We start from the raw sequence: 15,325 nt of genomic DNA on the forward strand, positions 1-15,325 counted from the left end.
TTCGGTGGCGCGGCGGTTGAATTCGACCAGCACGCTTTCCATGGCCGGTTCCAATGCGATGCCGCTGTTGACCAGCAGGCCCGCCAGCATCCGGTAATGGCCGACCAGCACCACCATTTCAATCAGCAGTTTTTCGCCAAAGCGCGCCGCCAAGGCGTGCCAGGTGTCTTCGTCGATCGGCTGATCCGCGCACAGTTGATCGCAAGCACGCACGGCGGCGGCCTCGACCGGCTCCTGAACCGCCCGCGGGCCCCGTGACAGAGCCACGATGCGCGCCGCGTCCACGCCCACCGACAGGGCGATTTCCACATGCTGCCCCCATTCGTAACGGCTGCGGCAATTCCAGGCGGTGCGCAGAATCAGCACCTCACGCAGCGGCGCGGGCAACTTGCCGTAGGGCATCAGGCGCGAGGCAAACCACAGCCACGGCCAGAACAGCCGGCCATGAATGTTGAACACCGGAAACACACGGGGCAGTTCGCGGCGGCCAAACAAGCGGCTCAGTTTCGACAAACCTCGGAATACCCATCCCTGTCGGGAGGGTGGCGGCGGTGTCAGGCGCGGCCTGGCCGGCGCCGCCCAGCCGCCTTCGGGTTGCAGTTCGTGCTGCGGGTCGCTCATCGCGTTTTCCATTGCCATTCACGGATCGGGCCAGTATTGCACAGCCGGAGCGCCGGTCGTGTTGCCAGCCGTGTTGCCAGCACTGTTATGGCCCAGGCGGACGGGGCACACCAAGGCCCGGCAGGGCAGGATAAACGGGCCATCGTTTTTTCGGAGTGCGCCATGACCACGCTTCGCGACCAACCCTGTCTGATCACCGGTGCCGCCAGCGGCATAGGGCGCGCGGTGGCGCTGGCCGCCGGCGAGCAAGGGGCGAAACTGGTGCTCACCGACGTTGACGCCAGCGGCCTGGCCGACACCCTCGCCGCGCTCCACGAACGCGGCGCCCGGGTGCTGGCGAGCCGCGCCCTGGACATCACCGACCACGCGGCGGTGCGCGCCTTCGCCGACACCGTGCACGCCGAGCACGGCGCCATGGCGGTGCTGATGAATGTCGCCGGCATCGCCATCTGGGGGCCGGTGGAGCAACTGCGCCTGGAACATTGGCGGGCGCTGGTGGAGGTCAATCTGATGGGCCCGGTGCACGTGATCGAGTGCTTTTTGCCGACCATGGTGGCGGCCGGGCGCGGCGGCCATCTGGTCACCGTCTCGTCGGCGGCGGGGCTGTTCGGGTTGCCCTGGCACGCCGCTTACAACGCCAGCAAATTCGCCCTGCGCGGCATGAGCGAGGCGATGCGCTATGACCTGAAGCGCCACCGCATTCGCGTCAGCCTGGTGTGCCCCGGCGCGGTGGATACCGGCCTGGTGCGCACCCTGCGCATTGTCGGCATCGACCAGAACACGCCCCGGGTGGCGCGATTGAAACAACGCTTCCAGCGCCACGCGGTCAGCCCGGCCGAGGCCGCGCGCCGCATTCTCAAAGGGCTGGAAAAGAACCGTTACCTGATCTACACCTCTCCGGAAATCCGGCTCGGCTACTGGTTCAAACGCAAGTTCGCCTGGCCGTTGGAACGGGTGATCGCGTTGATCGGCCGCCAACTTGAAGCGGTCGCCCGGGAACAGAACCGTTAGGCAACGCTTAGCGCGTGGATTGCAACCGGGCCAGGCTAGCTCAGGGGGCGCCCGAAAATACGCAGGTTGTAGCGATTGCCGTCCATCTCGGCGATGTCTGGCAGGTTGCCCCACGCCTGAAATCCGGCGCCCTTGAGCAGGTGCACGCTGATCTCATTATGCGCGAACACACAGGCCAGCAAGGTGGCGAACCCCAGGGCGCGGGCGCGGGTCAGGCCATCGTCGAGCAAACGGCGGCCGAGCCCCTGATTCTGATGGGCGCGGGCCACATACAGGCTGATTTCGGCGGTGTTCGGGGACTGCGGATGGCCGTAGAAAGGCTCCAGGCCAACCCAGCCGGCCACCGCGCCCTCGATCTCCAGCACCCGCAGCGGGTAGCTGTCCGGGTGGTGGTGTTCGAACCAGCTTTGCCGCGACGCCGCCTCCAGCGGCGTGTCATCGCCGCCGATGGAAGCGTTGTAGATCGCCACGATGGCGGGCAGGTCGGCGCGCTCGGCGTCACGAATCGACATTATCGCCGCACCGCCGCGTCACCACGCCGCGACCGACCGGACGCCGGCGGCGGGCGGATCAATGACAGCGTGGTACCCATACGGCATTCCCTTTCCTGAAGTGAACCACCTGAATCTAATCGGCCCGACAGCGCGCATCAAGTGCCCGCCCCCGGGGCGCTCACAGCGGCCGGCCACGCAACGCCTCGAAGTCACGCATTACATGGCGCTGATACGCCGGCCGCTGGCACAACCGCCGATACCAGCCGCTGACCGCCGCCGGCCGGGCCACACCAGCGCCCATTTCAAAATAACGGTGCAAGGCGGTGCCGGCGGTCACGTCCGCCAGGGTAAAGTGGGCGCCAGCCAGCCAGCAACTCAAAATGGCGTTCGCATTCGGCTACGGCCTCGGCGATTCGCCGGGCATCGTGGTGCTCCGCCGGGGTGCGGTAGAAGGCGGCGAACAACGCCATGAACGCCGGTTGCAGCGTGGTTTGCGACCAGTCCATCCAGCGGTCCGCCAGCGAACGCTGGGCCGGCGACGGCCCCCACAGGTCGGCATCGCCGTACTGCGCGGCCAGATACCGCAGGATGGCATGGGATTCCCACACCACCACCGCGCCGTCTTGCAGCACCGGCACCCGCCCATGGGGATTGAGCGCCAGAAACGCCGGCTCATCGAGACCGCCAAACTCACCACCGGCGTCACGGTGTTGGTATGCCAACGCCAGCTCGTCGAGCAGCCACAACACTTTCTGCACATTGAATGCGCTGCGACGCCCCCACACCACTCTTTGCGATTGCATGATTGCCTCCATGATGAGGAAACACAGTATGCCGCCGCCCGGCACAAGCCGGCCAGCGGCTCACCGCGTCAGCGTTGCAGCTCGCGCACCTTGTGTTTTGAAAAGCGCGGATACAGCGCCGGAATCACCAGCAGGGTGAGCGCGGTGGCGTCGTCCTGGTGGCTGATCATGTGTTCATGCACGCCGACATCCGCCACCAGCACATGAAGGCTGGTTATAGCAGCCCCGGCGGCCGGTTAAACCGGGCCGGGACGATCACGGACAAAACGGGCCAGGCACAGCGAGCGCAGCCCCCGCGATTGCGACGTCGCCCGCTCCAGGCGGAACCCCTCGGCGCGCAGGTCATCCACCAGCTCCGCCAACGGCGTATGCACCTGCCGGTGGGCGCGCCCGGTGAACAGCAAACGCAAATGCCGACGAATGCCGGTGAACGAAAACGGCGACAGGTAAGACACCAACAGATAACGGTCGCTGACCCGGGCCATTTCACGCAGCAGGGTGCGCCGCGCATGGCGATCGGCGAAGTGGTGCAGCAAACGGAAACAAACCACCGCCTGGAAACGCCGCGTCGGCCACGGCAGTTGGAACACATCCGCCTCGCGCACGTCGGCGCGCGCCCCCTCGCGCATCAGTTCATCGCGGGTATGAGCCACCGCCGCGGCGCCCAGGTCGGCGGCGCTCACCGCCCAGCCACGCGCCGCCATCCACAGGCTGACACGCCCGGCACCGCAGGGCGCGTCGAGCACTGCGGCCCCCGGAGGCAAGTCGGGAAAGCTGCGCGCCAGCAGGTCCATCTCCGCTTGATGACGGCCCGGCCGGCGGCGAGTGTAATGGTCCACGCAGCGTTGTCCCGACTTAACACGGGCGGTGCTGATATTAAGGGAAGACGGCGCCATGGGTGGGTTCTCCGGCAACAATGTCGCTCCACCCTAAGGGCATAAACTTAAACGAAACTGAAAATGGTTCTTAATCAGAGCAAGGCGGTTTACCCGATGCCGGCGGGCCGAGCAATACAGAGCGGCGGTTGGAAAACAGCGTCGCCCTGGCTGTGTCGGCCCCGCGCAGCCGCCGCAAGTCCCGGTGTCGTACCGCCAGGTACGGCGTCGCACGCACCGCCGCGCCGTTGTCATAGGGCACCTGCGTCAGTTGCTCATGGGCGTAGTAGCGGGCCGAGAACGGCGCTTCGCCCAGGTAGGCCAGCGAGGCCGCGCCCGTGTCGGCCAGGGCACGATAGCAGGCGACCAGACGCTTCTCGCTGCGCAAACGCTGTGGGTGAAACTGCAGCCAACCGGCGGCCACCAATGCCAGAACCGGCACCAAGGAAGCCAGGCCGATCAACAGGCCTGAGCGCTGGGCCGGCCACTGGCGCGCCAGCAGCAGCGCCATGAACGGCAGCGCCGGCAGCACATAGGTGGCGAGAATATTGCCGGCGAAGGTAAAGAACAGACTCGGCACCAGGGCGGCGGCAATCAAAAGACGCAGATCGTTGTCCGCCGGCAGCCGCACGCCACGCCGTGCCATGCGCCGCGCCAGCCAGCCCAGCGCCAGCGGCGACCAGGGCAACGTTGCCCACAGGGTCATCAGCCAGATGGCGCCGTGGGGCCGCTGGTGGGCGCTGCCGTAAAGGTCACCGGCCCAACCCGGATCGAGGAAGCGGCGCAGGTGTTCGCCGACAATGAAGTAGTCGAGAAAGCCCGGTGTTTTCCATTCCGCCAGCGCGTACCACGGCAGGCTTAGCGCCAACGTCAACGGGATGCCGGCGCGCCATGGCAGACACCGCCTCAGCGCCGCCCAGCGCCCGCTCCACAACGCCTGGATCAGCAGCGGCGCCCCGATCAACACCAGCGCCAGCGGCCCCTTGGCCAACAGCCCCACCACCAACCCGGCAAAGAACAGTGCGCCCCAGCCGCGCCCCTCGCCGCGCAACGCCAACCCGGCGCCCACCAGGGCGGCGGTGGTGCCCAGCGTCAGGAACGGATCGGTGAGCACCGCCCCACAGGCCACATAAGAGAGCCCCATGGATGCCAGAATCAGCGTGGCGATCAACGCCATCCGCCGGCCCCCCAGGCTGAACGCGTACCGCCCGGTCAGAGCGAGAGTCGCCAGTTGCGCCAGCCAGGCCGGAAAACGAGGTCCGAATTCACCGGCCCCGAACAGACGAATGCCCCAGGCCTGCGCCCAGAACGCCAGGGGTGGCTTGCCCCAGAACGGCACCCCTTCGCGGAACCAGGGGGTGATCCAATCGCCACTGACCGCCATCAACCGGGCGATTTCACCGTAGCGGGCTTCGCTGGTGTCGGTCAGCGGCAGCAACGCCATGGTCACCAACCGGCTCAGCACAATCACCGCCAGCAGGGTCCATAACCCCCGTTCAGCGCGCGCGGACATGGGCCGCCATCGGTTCGCGGACCTGCACACCGCCAACCGCCTCTGCCTCAATCACATCACGGATCAGATAAAGCGGCCGCCGTTTGCTTTCCAGATAGGTTTTGCCCACGTATTCGCCCACGATGCCAATGGTCAGCAACTGAATTCCACCCAGGAACGTGATCAGGGCGGTGAGCGAAGGAAAGCCGGGGACCACGTCGCCGAACACCAGCGCTTTGCTGATAATCCACAGGCCATAGCCCCCGCCCAACAGTGCCGCCAGCACGCCGGCGAGAATCGCCCAGCGTAACGGCGCCACCGAAAACGAGGTGATCCCTTCCAAGGCCAGGCCGATCAGCCCCAGGTAGTTCCATTTGCTGCGACCGGCGGCGCGCGGCTGGCGATCGTAGCGCAACACGGCGGTGGGCATGCCCACCCAGGCGAACAGCCCCTTCATGTAACGATTGCGCTCGCCGAGCTCCAGCAGAGCGTCCACCGCCCGGCGGCTCATCAGCCGAAAATCACCGGTATCGGCGGGAATGCGGGCACCGCTGAGACGGCGCAGCAGGCGATAGTAAAGGTGGGCACTGGCGCGCTTCAGCCAGGATTCCCCGGCGCGGCTGCGACGCTGCATCAGGACGACATCGGCGCCTTGCCGCCACCGTTTGACCATCTCCGGCAGACACTCCGGTGGGTCTTGCAGATCGGCGTCCAGAATCACCATCGCTTGTCCCTGGCTGTGCGCCAGGCCCGCGGTGAGCGCCGCCTCCTTGCCAAAATTGCGGCTCAGGCGCACCAATCTCAACCAAGGCAGGCCGGCGGACCGCGCGATCAGATAGTCCGCGCCACCGTCTTCACTGCCATCGTCCACGAACACCACCTCGAACGGTTCGCCAAGGGCTCGCATCACCCGCGCGATACGGCTCACGCATTCGGGCAGAACCTCACGCTCATTGAAAAACGGGATCACCAGGCTGATCACCGGTTGGTGCTTATTGGCAGGCATCACAGCGCGCACCGTGTTCATGGAATACCCACCTCGCATAGAGTGTGAAATTAAGGCCCGCCACGGCGGCGGTGGTGCACAACTGAGCCAGAACAGACCCGACGCCCAAGCCGTGCAGAGCGGCGAACAAGGCCGAATTGGTCAACCAGCCGATGGCACACACGCACGCATACAGCTTCAGCGAACGTGCCAGGGCGCCTTCATGACCAAAAGTGACGCTGCGCTGCAACGGGTAGTTGCCCGCTGCACCAAGCAGTGCCCCCAGGGCGGTGGCAGGCGCGGCCGGCATGCCAGCCGCGATCAATGTCGCCATGCTCAGCCAATGCAGGGCGGTGGCGGCCCCACCGCTGATCAAAAAACGCAGCGCTCGTGAGTCAGCGAAGCGCATCAGTGCTCAGCCCACCCGCAGAAAGCGGGCCAGATGCAGAGAATGGAAAAAGCGCCGCTGGGGCTGATCGCGGATCAGCTCAAAGCCGTGTTCGCGCAAATCCACTCTCAGTTGATGCAACGAGGTGTGGTTCTGCCGATGGCGTTTGCCGCTCAGCAGCGCCTTGATGCGCCGCTTGATGCCGGTGGCCGACCAGGGCGAAAGATAAGAAACCAGCAAATGCTCGCCACTGACCCGGGCCAGTTCCGCCACCAGCCGGCGCCGCACCGAATGCTCCGCGAAGTGATGCAGCACGCGGAAGCAGAGCACGGCACGGAACTCACCATCGGCCCAGGGCAGCTCAAAAAGATTCCCTTCGCGCACGTCCGCTTCGAACCCCAAGTCACGGATGCTTTTGCGGGTGTGCGCCACCGCCGGCCCACCCAAATCCAACGCGCTGACGCGCCAGCCCTGCCGCGCCATCCAAACGCTCATGCGTCCGGCACCGCAGGGCGCATCCAGCACCGGCGCGCCGTTCGGCAACTCCGGGAAGACACGCTCAACCAGATCCATTTCCGCCAGATGGCGACCGTCACGCCGACGGGTGTAACGCGCCACCCTGTGCTCGTCGACTTTTACTCGTTCGCTGGCCAGCGACGATGCCAAGGGCAGACTGTCTGGCGGTAATTGCTGTTGCGGCATGAGGATGGCTCCGGGGTAGGTGGATAACACGATGAGGGAACGCGGCGCTCAGGAAAGCGCCAGCAGCGCCGGATCAAACGAAGGCAGATGACGGCGGACCGCCTGCGCCATACGCGCCATCAATTCCGGGGTCAGAAAATCGCAACGCCGCGTCAGTTGACGCAGGTCTTCGCGAGCGGCGGCGGCACCGGTGCGGTGGCGGCGGCACCGCTCCAGGTCGAGCAGGCGCACCGACAGCGTTGCCGGGTGCACCAGTATGTGGGCGGGGTAACAGGAGCCATGTTGCCAACGGTGCCGGTGCAACATGCCCAGCGCCTCCACCACCGCCGCCATCGCCTCGGCGAAACGTGGCGCGTCGAGCTGGCCCGCCAGCGCCGGCAAGTCGATATAGCCGGCCGGCGCAAGCGTTACCAGAAGCGCTTCCTGATCGCGTTCGGCGTAGCACAGCCAGTCCACCACCGGCGCACCCAGCGCCTGGAAACGCTTCAGAAACAGGTATTCATGAAAATAGGTGGGGCGCGCCCGCCATCCGGTTTGCGCGCTGCGGCGGGCCTGATGCTGTTGGCGTTTCACGAACAGGGTACGCGGCCGGCCCTGGGCGTCTTCCAGCCTCAGGCGGCTGACGCCGCTCCAGCCGCCGCGTCGCTGGTTGGGCGTCTCCACCCAATCGTGGGGAAGCCCCCAGAGAGCGTCGAAGTCGCGCAGCCCTTGCCGATGAAAAGAGCGCCGCCAGTCCGCGGCCAGATCAAAGGTGTCCATGTTCAGCCCCTGTTCGCCAGGCCGGAGTGCCGGCCATCGTTGCCAGCCACGGTGGCCCGGTAACCTTAACGACACCTGAAGGGGGCGAAATCCTCGCGCCGGCGCTTTGATTGGCATCGGGTATATCGGGATCACCTATTTTGTTGGGCGTTTATTAATAGTATCTTCGTAGCGTGAGGGTGGCGGCCCGCCCCACCCAAACCCCGATTGCCTTCGGGGATAACATAACAATGGGCCGCTGGGGGAAATCACCATGTATCGGATCATGGTTGTCGATGATGAGGATTACATCCTCAAAGCGCTCAGCCGTACGCTCGGTCTGCAGGACGACTGGGAAGTGGAAACCTATATTGATCCGCGCGAGGCATTGCGGCGGGCGCGCACCACCGTGTTCGACGCGGTGATCACCGATTACCGCATGCCGGACATGGACGGCATTGAGCTGCTGCAGGCACTGCGTGAGATCCAGCCCGACACGATCCGCATTCTGCTCACCGGCGTGATCGATATCGAAACCCTGATGTCGGCGATCAACCAGGCCGGCGCCTTCCGTTTCGTGCCCAAGCCCTGGGAAGACGATCAGTTGCTGGACTGCATCAACGAAGGTCTCAAGTATCGGGACATCATCGTCGAGAACAGAATTCTGGCCCGCACCGTGCGTGAGCAACGCGAAGCGCTCAAAAGCATGGGCTACGACGGCTAGCAGCGGCCTTCGTTGCGGGGATCGGGGAAAGGATAGGCGGCATGGACGGTTTCGATGTCCTCAATTTCAGTATTCTGAGCGGCCCTTTCGAGCAGCTCGGCAGCCAGGGTTTGTTCCTGATTTCCTCGACCCTGATCCTGCTGGTGATCATTTTCTTTCTGTACAAGACCTACCGCGCCTCGATGAACGTGGAAGCCAGGCTGGCCGAGTTCTCCTCGTTCACCGGCAATGCGTTCGGCCGCAAACTGCGGCTGATCGAGGTAAACGCCGACGAGTACAAACTCAACAAAAGCATGCTCGGCCCGCTGGCACGGATCATCGAGGAATATTGCGTGATCACCACCGACGCCCGCGGCGTGATCACGTTCGCCAACGATCGCTTTCTGGCGCTGAGTCAGTTCCGGTTCGCCGACCTGATCGGCCAGCACGAAAGCATTAATCACCCACTCGATCACCAGGAGCTGGAACCGCATTTCATGCGTGGCGAACACGCCCGACGCGGCGTCTGGAGCGGCGACGTGTGCGGGCGTACCCAGAATAACCAGGTTTACTGGGTCAATATGTTCATCTTTCCGCTTTCCTACATCAGCGACGAAGACGACGGCTATATCTACTTCGGCACCGACATCACCCAGATCAAAGCGCACAATAACGCCCTGCAGCAGGCGGTGCGCGATAAGGACCAGAAGATCACCCAGGTGGAATCACTGCTGCTGCACTCCGAGAAAATGGCCTCCCTGGGCACCATCTCCGCCGGCATTGCCCATGAAATCAACAACCCGATCGCCTTCCTCAGTGCCAACCTGCGCCGTAGCGAGCAGTACCTGGGTGGCCTGGCTTCAGTGGTTCGCGGGCTGCGCCGCCGCATTCGCCCGGAACGTTTTGAGCAGTTCCTGAAGGCGGAACCCGATGTCCGCATCGACATGAAAGCGCTGGAATTCATTCTGCGGGACTACCCGGCGCTGGTCAGCGAAACCGCCGAGGGCATCGACCGGATCAAGAAGATCATCAGCGACCTGAAGCACTTCTCCCGGGATAAAAACGAAGACTTCGCCTTCGTGGATGTGGCCCGCTGCGTGGAAGTCGCCCTGAACCTGGCCAAGCATGAGCTCAATAACCGGGTCACCATCGACAATCGGGTCAAGGATGGCGGGCCGCGCGTGAAAGGCTCGGAAAGCCAGCTTGCCCAGGTCTTTATGAACCTTCTGGTGAATGCCGCCCAGGCGATCCAGGGGCGCGGCGAGATCACCCTGGACGCCGAGAGGGAAGAGCACTTCTACCGCATCAGCGTCAGCGACAGCGGCGCCGGCATCGAGGCGGACAAGCTGGCGCAGATCTTCGAACCCTTCTTCACCACCAAACCGATTGGCAAAGGCACCGGGCTGGGCTTGTCGATTTCCCAGGACATCATCAAGCGGCACGGCGGCACGCTCACCGCCAGCAGCGTTCCCGGCCAGGGCACCACTTTCGACATCAGGCTGCCGCTGGCGCCGGCCACCACAGCGGACCCGCAGCCCGACCACCAGGACAGTGCTTCGTTAATGGGAGATCACCATGAATAAACGCGGGCGCCACGCCAATGACCAGCAACGCGGTTGAGCCGAGCCTCTACTACCGCCTGAGCGATGCCCGTGGCGAGAGCCTGCGCATTGATATACATCAGCACCCGGAACATCACGGCGTGCAGGTGGACGCCGACTACACGCCACCGGATTGGGCGCGGCTGGAACACCATCAGTGCAGCCACTGCCCGCTCGACCCGGCTGAGCATTCCTATTGCCCGATCGCGGCCAACCTGGCCTTTTTGTTGCCCAACGCCGAACTGGGCGAATCGTTCCGCGAGATCCGCCTGGAGGTGGGCAGCCCGGCGCGCACCTACTTCGCCGACACCACCGTGCAACGGGCACTCAGCTCCCTGTTCGGCCTGGTGTGCGCGCTCAGCGACTGCCCGCACACCCGCTTTCTGCGCCCGATGGCGCTGTTCCATCTGCCGGTCAGCACGGAGACCGAAACCCTGGTGCGCACCGCCGGCTTTTTCCTGCTGCAACGCTACCTGGCCCGCCGGCGCGACCCGGCACTGCACGTCGATCTGGACGGTCTGGATCAGGCCTACGACCGCCTCAAGGAACTCAATCACTGCTTTGTGCGCCGCTTCCGCGCCCAGGACACGTCGGACGCGCCGGTCAACGCCATGGTGCTGCTGCACGTGCTGGCGAAAGAAATGAACTGGGAACTGGACGACGAGCTGGAAGCCCTGGCGCCGTTGTTCCGGCAATAAGCGGCACTGGTCAAGCGCGCGGCCCTGACGTAAGGTGACGCGCGGTCCGATTCTGCGTGAGCTGCCATGATCTTCCAACGTATCAAGGAATCCCTCTACTTCTGGTGGCGCCACCTGGCGGCGCTGTTTCTGATCAGTGCGCCTTTCGCCCTGCTCGGCGAGGCCAGCCAGTGGCTGCTCGGGCCCTTTCTGGTCACCGACGCCGGCGGCCAGCCAAGCGGGCTGAATCTGGCCAGCATCCTGGCACTGTTGTTGATACGCCCAATCGCCGAGGGCGCCCTGATCGCTCAGCTTGCCTCGATCCAGAGCGGCCGCTGGCGGGGCCTGCTGGCCTGCACCCTGCCGGCGCTGGCGCTGTATCCACTGCTGCTGGCCACCTATTTCATTATTGCTTCCGGCGTCGTACTGGGTTGGATGGCGCTGTTCTTTCCGGCCCTGTGGGTGTATGCCCGGCTCAGCTTCGCGCCATTCCGGGTGATGCTGCTTAAGGAATCGCCGCTCACCGCGGTGCGCTCCGCGTTCAAGCAAAGCGCCGCCTGCCAATGGCCGCTGCTGGGCGCCATCGTGCTGAGCGGAGCGCTGGTGTTTACCGTGGTCGGTCTGTTCAGCGGGTTGATTGTCGGCCTGATCGGCGACAACCCGGGCACCATGCTGGTCACCACGGTGCTGGCCAGCCTGGTGGCGACGTTGGTCAACATCGTGGTGTATCGGTTCTGGCTGCTGTTCCCGCCCGCCGCCGGCGCGCCGCGGCCCGGCCCCCAACCGCCCGCCGAACCGCCCGCCTGAGCCGCTTCCCGGCGCCCCGGGCGTCAGCCGCGCGGGCCGAACCGCAAGCGCGCGCCACGGCGCGCCAATTGCTGCTGCAGCCGGTCACGCAAACCGGCGCGCCCTTCCAGGGCGCCCTCGGCCAGCACCAGGTCATCCGGGTCATCGGCCAGGATACTTTCCAGCAGCGCCCCTGATGGCGTCGCGGCGGTGCACAGGGTCGCCCGCTCGTCCTGGTGCTCAAGCCGATAAAGCCCGCGCTCGCTATCCAGACTCTCCAGCCTGGCGTGCAACGGCACGCCCAGTTCCGGCAGCCAGTGCCAGGGCGGCGCCCCCGCCGGCGGTGGCGGGCCCAGCCGGAAGGCGCGAAAACCCGCCTCACTGGCCAGCACGGCGGCGCTGCGCCGCAACCGCTCCCGGGTCAGATCGGCGATCGTCGGCCAGCGTTTATCCAGGGTCGGCTCCGGCAGTTGCACCAGCGCGAAACGGCGGCGGCCGCCATCTTCCTGATTTTGCGCCAGGGTGGCGTGGCCGGTCACACCGCTGCCGGCGAAAAAATCCATCACCAGGTCATCCGGGCCGGTGGCCAGGCGCAACAGAAAACGCACCAGGCTGGTGGGCTTGGGGTAGGAAAACGGCGAGGCGCCGTCGAACAAACCCTGCAATTCCCGGGTGCCGGCGGTGGCGGTGCCAAAGGTGGCGCCGTCCAGCCAGGTGGACGCGGTCTCCCCGTAAGCACGCTTTTCGGCGTAAAACACTTTCAACTGCGGGCGCGTGCGGCCGCGCCGGCCGAATACGATGCGACCGTCCGCCAGCAATTCCCGGAAGCGGTCTTCGCCGGTGCGCCAGCAGCGCCCCTCCGGGGGCCAGTGCACCTGACCGGTGGCCGGGTTGGTGATCGCATAGGTGAGTCGCGGGCGCAGGTTGGGCGCATCGAACGGGTCCGCCTTCCAGGGCCCGCGGGGGTCGTTGTCCGGATTGGCGTAGCGGCTTGGGTCCACCGGCGCGGGGTAGGCGGCGAACCCCTCCAGACGGTGCCAGAGATCGGCGTTGTCCGGTTTCAGGCGACGCTGCTTGTGACGGCGCTGGCGCGCGTAGGCAAGCACGTACTCGTGCTGCACACTGAGATCGGTGTCGTTTTGCCGGGAGGTGCGCGATTGCCAGGGAAACATGGCGACGAAATTGGCGGCACCGAAGATTTCATCGAGGATCATGCGCAGGGTGTGCACTTCGTGGTCGTCGATGCTGACAAACAGCACGCCATCTTCGCGCAACATTTCCCGGGCAAGCTTGAGCCGCGGATACATCATGTTCAGCCAGCGGGCATGCAGCCGCCCCTCGCTCTCGCCGCCACTGCCGCCGCCCGCTTCACGGCGGTAGGACGCCAGCGGCTGGCGAAAGTTATCCGGATACAGAAACCCGCGCCCGGTGTTGTACGGCGGGTCGATATAGATCATCTTGACCTGCTGCCGGTAGGCGGGCAGCAGGCGCTTGAGCACCTGCAGGTTGTCGCCCTCGACGATCAGATTGGCACTGCCTTCGAAATGCTCGGACGCTTCCGGCTGCGGCTGCAGCACCCCCGCCGCCGGCTCCGCCAGTTGCCGCAGCATGTCGTCTTTTCCGGCCCAGTTGAACCCGTAACGCTGCGCCTCCCAGGAGGCCGCGCCGGGATCAAACAACAGGGCATCAAGGCCGGTCGCGCTCGTTCCGCTCAGCGGCCAAGGTGAGAACTGGCTAAACTGGTCCATGCTTCGCCCGTTTCGTTATCCGTCGCGATCAGGCAAAAGCGAGCGGGTGCCCGCCGGAGCTGATCGATTCGCAATTTTCAAGAGAGTATTTTAAGCACAAGAGCAAGGAGATCGCATTGCCCATTCGCAATATTGTCATTAGTATCTGAAATTCACCACGACGCTCTTGAGCCAAAGCGAAGCGCGATTCAGGCCAACTACAGCCATAGCAAACGCCCACCACTCTTGCGCGGACACAATCCGAGCCAATCATAAATTGCGTTATGGCATCCTCCTTTTTTGCGCCATTGCAATTAGAACATTGAGTGCTTGAGAGCTGATTCCGAAACTTATCCGATGGACATAGGCGGCATACTCAAAGCGAGGCGACTGCGCCGGGAAGAGACACTCGAGGATGTGTCTTTCCGGGCCGGCACCGACGCAGGCAATTTATCAAGAATTGAACGCAACCGGCAGGACGTTTCCGTGCAGCGTCTGGGACGCCTGTGCGCCGCCCTGGAAATCTCCCTGGCGGAGTTGTTCGAGGAGCTGGAGGAGAAATCCAAAGCCAGTTATCTGCGTGACCCGGTCAGCGCGTTCGACAAGGAAACCCGGGAACTGCTGTCGATTATCGGCGAACTCAACCCGGCCCGGCGGCGCCTGCTGATCGACCTGGCCGCCGCGCTTCGCGAGGCCGGCCCGCTGTCCTGATCGGCCTCCCGCCTTGCGGAGACACAACCTCAATAGCGCCCTCTGTGCTTTAAGGCAATTTAATCAATTTGCACTATTGCAATTAGCACATTGAGCGGCCGAGAGCGGCTTCCGAGACTTAGCCAATGGATATTGGCGGCATACTCAAGGAGCGGCGGCTGCGCCGGGAAGAGACACTCGAAGAAGTGGCCTTCCGGGCGGGAACGGACGCAGGCAACCTATCTCGTATCGAGCGCAACCGACAGGATGTGTCGGTGCAGCGCCTTGCCCGCTTGTGCGAGGCATTGGAAATGTCCATGAAGGATCTGTTCGAGGAACTGGAAGGCAAGGCCAAAAGCCAGCATCTGCGCGACCCGGCCAGCGCCTTCGACAAAGAAACCCGTGAGCTTCTCACCCTCACCGGCGGCCTGCCGCCAGGCCGGCGACGGCTGCTGATCCAGACCGCGAAATTACTGCGCGATGCCCGCGGGCTGTCCTGAGGTTCAGACCCGGTCGTAGACCACGAACGAGTAATCGTAAGGGTTGGGGCCTTCGGCGGCGAAATCCTCGCGACCGATTTGCCGCCACTGGCTGGCGTCGAAATCAGGAAAGCGGGTGTCGCCTTCCACGTCCGCGTGCACTTCGGTGAGATACAGGCGATCCGCCCGGGGCAGCGCCAGGGCGTAGATCTGAGCGCCGCCGATCACCACCACCTCCTCCTGACCTTCCACCACCGCGACGCTCTCGGCCAGGCTCAGAGCCTGCTCCAGGCTCGTCACCACCCGCGCGCCCTCGGCGTGATAATCCGGCTGGCCGCTAATCACGATGTTGGTGCGCCCGGGCAGTGCCTTGTTCAGCGACTCCCAGGTGTTGCGCCCCATGATGATCGACTTGCCCCAGGTGACCTGCTTGAAGTATTTCAGGTCGTTGGGCAGATACCAGGGCAGCTTGTTGTTCCGCCCGATCACATTGTTGGACGCCTTGGCGGCCATCAGGGCAACACGCAAAGTCATGGGCATTCCTTTTCAAGAC

At 64.6% G+C, this 15,325-nt stretch carries 19 protein-coding genes; 7 read left to right on the forward strand and 12 right to left on the reverse strand.

What is annotated here, in order from left to right:
• The coding region (locus CGS25_RS14950; protein WP_232802433.1) for a carboxymuconolactone decarboxylase family protein at positions 1-621 on the reverse strand (621 nt) is incomplete at its 3' end.
• Between the two features lie 162 nt (positions 622-783).
• Here CGS25_RS14950 and CGS25_RS14955 point away from each other — a divergent pair.
• The gene (locus CGS25_RS14955; protein ID WP_089034245.1) at positions 784-1,632 is read left to right on the forward strand and encodes an SDR family oxidoreductase; all 849 of its coding nucleotides are present in this window, start codon (positions 784-786) and stop codon (positions 1,630-1,632) included.
• A gap of 35 nt (positions 1,633-1,667) precedes the next feature.
• On the opposite strand, the gene CGS25_RS14960 is transcribed toward CGS25_RS14955, so the two are convergent.
• The 9 genes from CGS25_RS14960 to CGS25_RS14995 all read right to left on the reverse strand — a co-directional run bounded on the left by CGS25_RS14960 (position 1,668) and on the right by CGS25_RS14995 (position 8,130).
• Positions 1,668-2,144, reverse strand: coding sequence for a GNAT family N-acetyltransferase (locus tag CGS25_RS14960; protein WP_089034244.1), 477 nt, complete (start codon positions 2,142-2,144; stop codon positions 1,668-1,670).
• Positions 2,145-2,304: 160 nt separating this feature from the next.
• Complete coding sequence (locus CGS25_RS19310; protein ID WP_255406618.1) at positions 2,305-2,427, reverse strand: hypothetical protein; 123 nt, start codon at positions 2,425-2,427, stop codon at positions 2,305-2,307.
• A 1-nt stretch (position 2,428) separates the two neighbouring features.
• The gene (locus CGS25_RS14965) at positions 2,429-2,929 is read right to left on the reverse strand and encodes a glutathione S-transferase N-terminal domain-containing protein (protein WP_198588816.1); all 501 of its coding nucleotides are present in this window, start codon (positions 2,927-2,929) and stop codon (positions 2,429-2,431) included.
• A 236-nt stretch (positions 2,930-3,165) separates the two neighbouring features.
• Positions 3,166-3,825: a class I SAM-dependent methyltransferase gene (locus CGS25_RS14970; RefSeq protein ID WP_089034243.1), complete on the reverse strand. Its 660-nt coding sequence runs from the start codon at positions 3,823-3,825 to the stop codon at positions 3,166-3,168.
• 70 nt (positions 3,826-3,895) lie between these two features.
• Positions 3,896-5,317: an ArnT family glycosyltransferase gene (locus CGS25_RS14975; protein ID WP_101675948.1), complete on the reverse strand. Its 1,422-nt coding sequence runs from the start codon at positions 5,315-5,317 to the stop codon at positions 3,896-3,898.
• Positions 5,301-6,302: a glycosyltransferase family 2 protein gene (locus CGS25_RS14980; protein WP_232802434.1), complete on the reverse strand. Its 1,002-nt coding sequence runs from the start codon at positions 6,300-6,302 to the stop codon at positions 5,301-5,303. The genes CGS25_RS14975 and CGS25_RS14980 overlap by 17 nt, the downstream gene beginning before the upstream one ends.
• Positions 6,289-6,690, reverse strand: a complete 402-nt coding sequence (locus CGS25_RS14985) for a GtrA family protein (RefSeq protein ID WP_101675950.1) — start codon at positions 6,688-6,690, stop codon at positions 6,289-6,291. The genes CGS25_RS14980 and CGS25_RS14985 overlap by 14 nt, the downstream gene beginning before the upstream one ends.
• 6 nt (positions 6,691-6,696) lie before the next feature.
• On the reverse strand, positions 6,697-7,371 hold the full coding sequence (locus CGS25_RS14990; protein ID WP_101675951.1) for a class I SAM-dependent methyltransferase: 675 nt from the start codon (positions 7,369-7,371) through the stop codon (positions 6,697-6,699).
• Between the two features lie 48 nt (positions 7,372-7,419).
• Positions 7,420-8,130: a lipopolysaccharide kinase InaA family protein gene (locus CGS25_RS14995; protein ID WP_157933844.1), complete on the reverse strand. Its 711-nt coding sequence runs from the start codon at positions 8,128-8,130 to the stop codon at positions 7,420-7,422.
• A 253-nt stretch (positions 8,131-8,383) separates the two neighbouring features.
• Between CGS25_RS14995 and CGS25_RS15000 the strand changes: the two genes are divergently transcribed.
• The 4 genes from CGS25_RS15000 to CGS25_RS15015 all read left to right on the forward strand — a co-directional run bounded on the left by CGS25_RS15000 (position 8,384) and on the right by CGS25_RS15015 (position 11,897).
• Positions 8,384-8,833, forward strand: a complete 450-nt coding sequence (locus CGS25_RS15000) for a response regulator (protein ID WP_089034237.1) — start codon at positions 8,384-8,386, stop codon at positions 8,831-8,833.
• Between the two features lie 41 nt (positions 8,834-8,874).
• Complete coding sequence (locus tag CGS25_RS15005) at positions 8,875-10,395, forward strand: sensor histidine kinase (RefSeq protein ID WP_089034236.1); 1,521 nt, start codon at positions 8,875-8,877, stop codon at positions 10,393-10,395.
• A gap of 17 nt (positions 10,396-10,412) precedes the next feature.
• Positions 10,413-11,111, forward strand: a complete 699-nt coding sequence (locus CGS25_RS15010; protein WP_101675953.1) for a DUF6901 family protein — start codon at positions 10,413-10,415, stop codon at positions 11,109-11,111.
• A gap of 66 nt (positions 11,112-11,177) precedes the next feature.
• Positions 11,178-11,897 carry a hypothetical protein gene (locus CGS25_RS15015; protein ID WP_198588817.1) on the forward strand — a complete coding sequence of 240 codons (720 nt, stop codon included), beginning with the start codon at positions 11,178-11,180 and terminating at the stop codon, positions 11,895-11,897.
• 23 nt (positions 11,898-11,920) lie between these two features.
• Here CGS25_RS15015 and CGS25_RS15020 read toward each other — a convergent pair whose 3' ends face one another.
• Positions 11,921-13,486 carry a site-specific DNA-methyltransferase gene (locus CGS25_RS15020; protein ID WP_157933845.1) on the reverse strand — a complete coding sequence of 522 codons (1,566 nt, stop codon included), beginning with the start codon at positions 13,484-13,486 and terminating at the stop codon, positions 11,921-11,923.
• Between the two features lie 474 nt (positions 13,487-13,960).
• Here CGS25_RS15020 and CGS25_RS19315 point away from each other — a divergent pair, with 474 nt between their 5' ends.
• Both CGS25_RS19315 and CGS25_RS15030 read left to right on the forward strand, forming a co-directional pair.
• Positions 13,961-14,314 (forward strand): helix-turn-helix domain-containing protein, encoded by a 354-nt coding sequence (locus tag CGS25_RS19315; protein ID WP_089034233.1) that lies wholly within the window; start codon positions 13,961-13,963, stop codon positions 14,312-14,314.
• A gap of 125 nt (positions 14,315-14,439) precedes the next feature.
• Positions 14,440-14,793, forward strand: a complete 354-nt coding sequence (locus CGS25_RS15030) for a helix-turn-helix domain-containing protein (protein WP_101675955.1) — start codon at positions 14,440-14,442, stop codon at positions 14,791-14,793.
• A 3-nt stretch (positions 14,794-14,796) separates the two neighbouring features.
• On the opposite strand, the gene CGS25_RS15035 is transcribed toward CGS25_RS15030, so the two are convergent.
• Positions 14,797-15,306 (reverse strand): dihydrofolate reductase, encoded by a 510-nt coding sequence (locus tag CGS25_RS15035; RefSeq protein WP_089034231.1) that lies wholly within the window; start codon positions 15,304-15,306, stop codon positions 14,797-14,799.
• Positions 15,307-15,325: the final 19 nt, after the last annotated feature.

It is taken from the genome of Alloalcanivorax mobilis (assembly GCF_002864685.1).
Taxonomy (GTDB): Bacteria; Pseudomonadota; Gammaproteobacteria; order Pseudomonadales; family Alcanivoracaceae; genus Alloalcanivorax; species Alloalcanivorax mobilis.

Bases quoted from the DNA above. Each gene is read 5' to 3' on its own strand.
- CGS25_RS14955 (WP_089034245.1), top strand. From the start codon at position 784: ATGACCACGCTTCGCGACCAACCCTGTCTGATCACCGGTGCCGCCAGC.
- CGS25_RS14960 (WP_089034244.1), bottom strand. From the start codon at position 2,144: ATGTCGATTCGTGACGCCGAGCGCGCCGACCTGCCCGCCATCGTGGCG.
- CGS25_RS19310 (WP_255406618.1), bottom strand. From the start codon at position 2,427: ATGGGCGCTGGTGTGGCCCGGCCGGCGGCGGTCAGCGGCTGGTATCGG.
- CGS25_RS14965 (WP_198588816.1), bottom strand. From the start codon at position 2,929: ATGCAATCGCAAAGAGTGGTGTGGGGGCGTCGCAGCGCATTCAATGTG.
- CGS25_RS14970 (WP_089034243.1), bottom strand. From the start codon at position 3,825: ATGGCGCCGTCTTCCCTTAATATCAGCACCGCCCGTGTTAAGTCGGGA.
- CGS25_RS14975 (WP_101675948.1), bottom strand. From the start codon at position 5,317: ATGTCCGCGCGCGCTGAACGGGGGTTATGGACCCTGCTGGCGGTGATT.
- CGS25_RS14980 (WP_232802434.1), bottom strand. From the start codon at position 6,302: ATGCCTGCCAATAAGCACCAACCGGTGATCAGCCTGGTGATCCCGTTT.
- CGS25_RS14985 (WP_101675950.1), bottom strand. From the start codon at position 6,690: ATGCGCTTCGCTGACTCACGAGCGCTGCGTTTTTTGATCAGCGGTGGG.
- CGS25_RS14990 (WP_101675951.1), bottom strand. From the start codon at position 7,371: ATGCCGCAACAGCAATTACCGCCAGACAGTCTGCCCTTGGCATCGTCG.
- CGS25_RS14995 (WP_157933844.1), bottom strand. From the start codon at position 8,130: ATGGACACCTTTGATCTGGCCGCGGACTGGCGGCGCTCTTTTCATCGG.
- CGS25_RS15000 (WP_089034237.1), top strand. From the start codon at position 8,384: ATGTATCGGATCATGGTTGTCGATGATGAGGATTACATCCTCAAAGCG.
- CGS25_RS15005 (WP_089034236.1), top strand. From the start codon at position 8,875: ATGGACGGTTTCGATGTCCTCAATTTCAGTATTCTGAGCGGCCCTTTC.
- CGS25_RS15010 (WP_101675953.1), top strand. From the start codon at position 10,413: ATGACCAGCAACGCGGTTGAGCCGAGCCTCTACTACCGCCTGAGCGAT.
- CGS25_RS15015 (WP_198588817.1), top strand. From the start codon at position 11,178: ATGATCTTCCAACGTATCAAGGAATCCCTCTACTTCTGGTGGCGCCAC.
- CGS25_RS15020 (WP_157933845.1), bottom strand. From the start codon at position 13,486: ATGCTGCGGCAACTGGCGGAGCCGGCGGCGGGGGTGCTGCAGCCGCAG.
- CGS25_RS19315 (WP_089034233.1), top strand. From the start codon at position 13,961: ATGGACATAGGCGGCATACTCAAAGCGAGGCGACTGCGCCGGGAAGAG.
- CGS25_RS15030 (WP_101675955.1), top strand. From the start codon at position 14,440: ATGGATATTGGCGGCATACTCAAGGAGCGGCGGCTGCGCCGGGAAGAG.
- CGS25_RS15035 (WP_089034231.1), bottom strand. From the start codon at position 15,306: ATGACTTTGCGTGTTGCCCTGATGGCCGCCAAGGCGTCCAACAATGTG.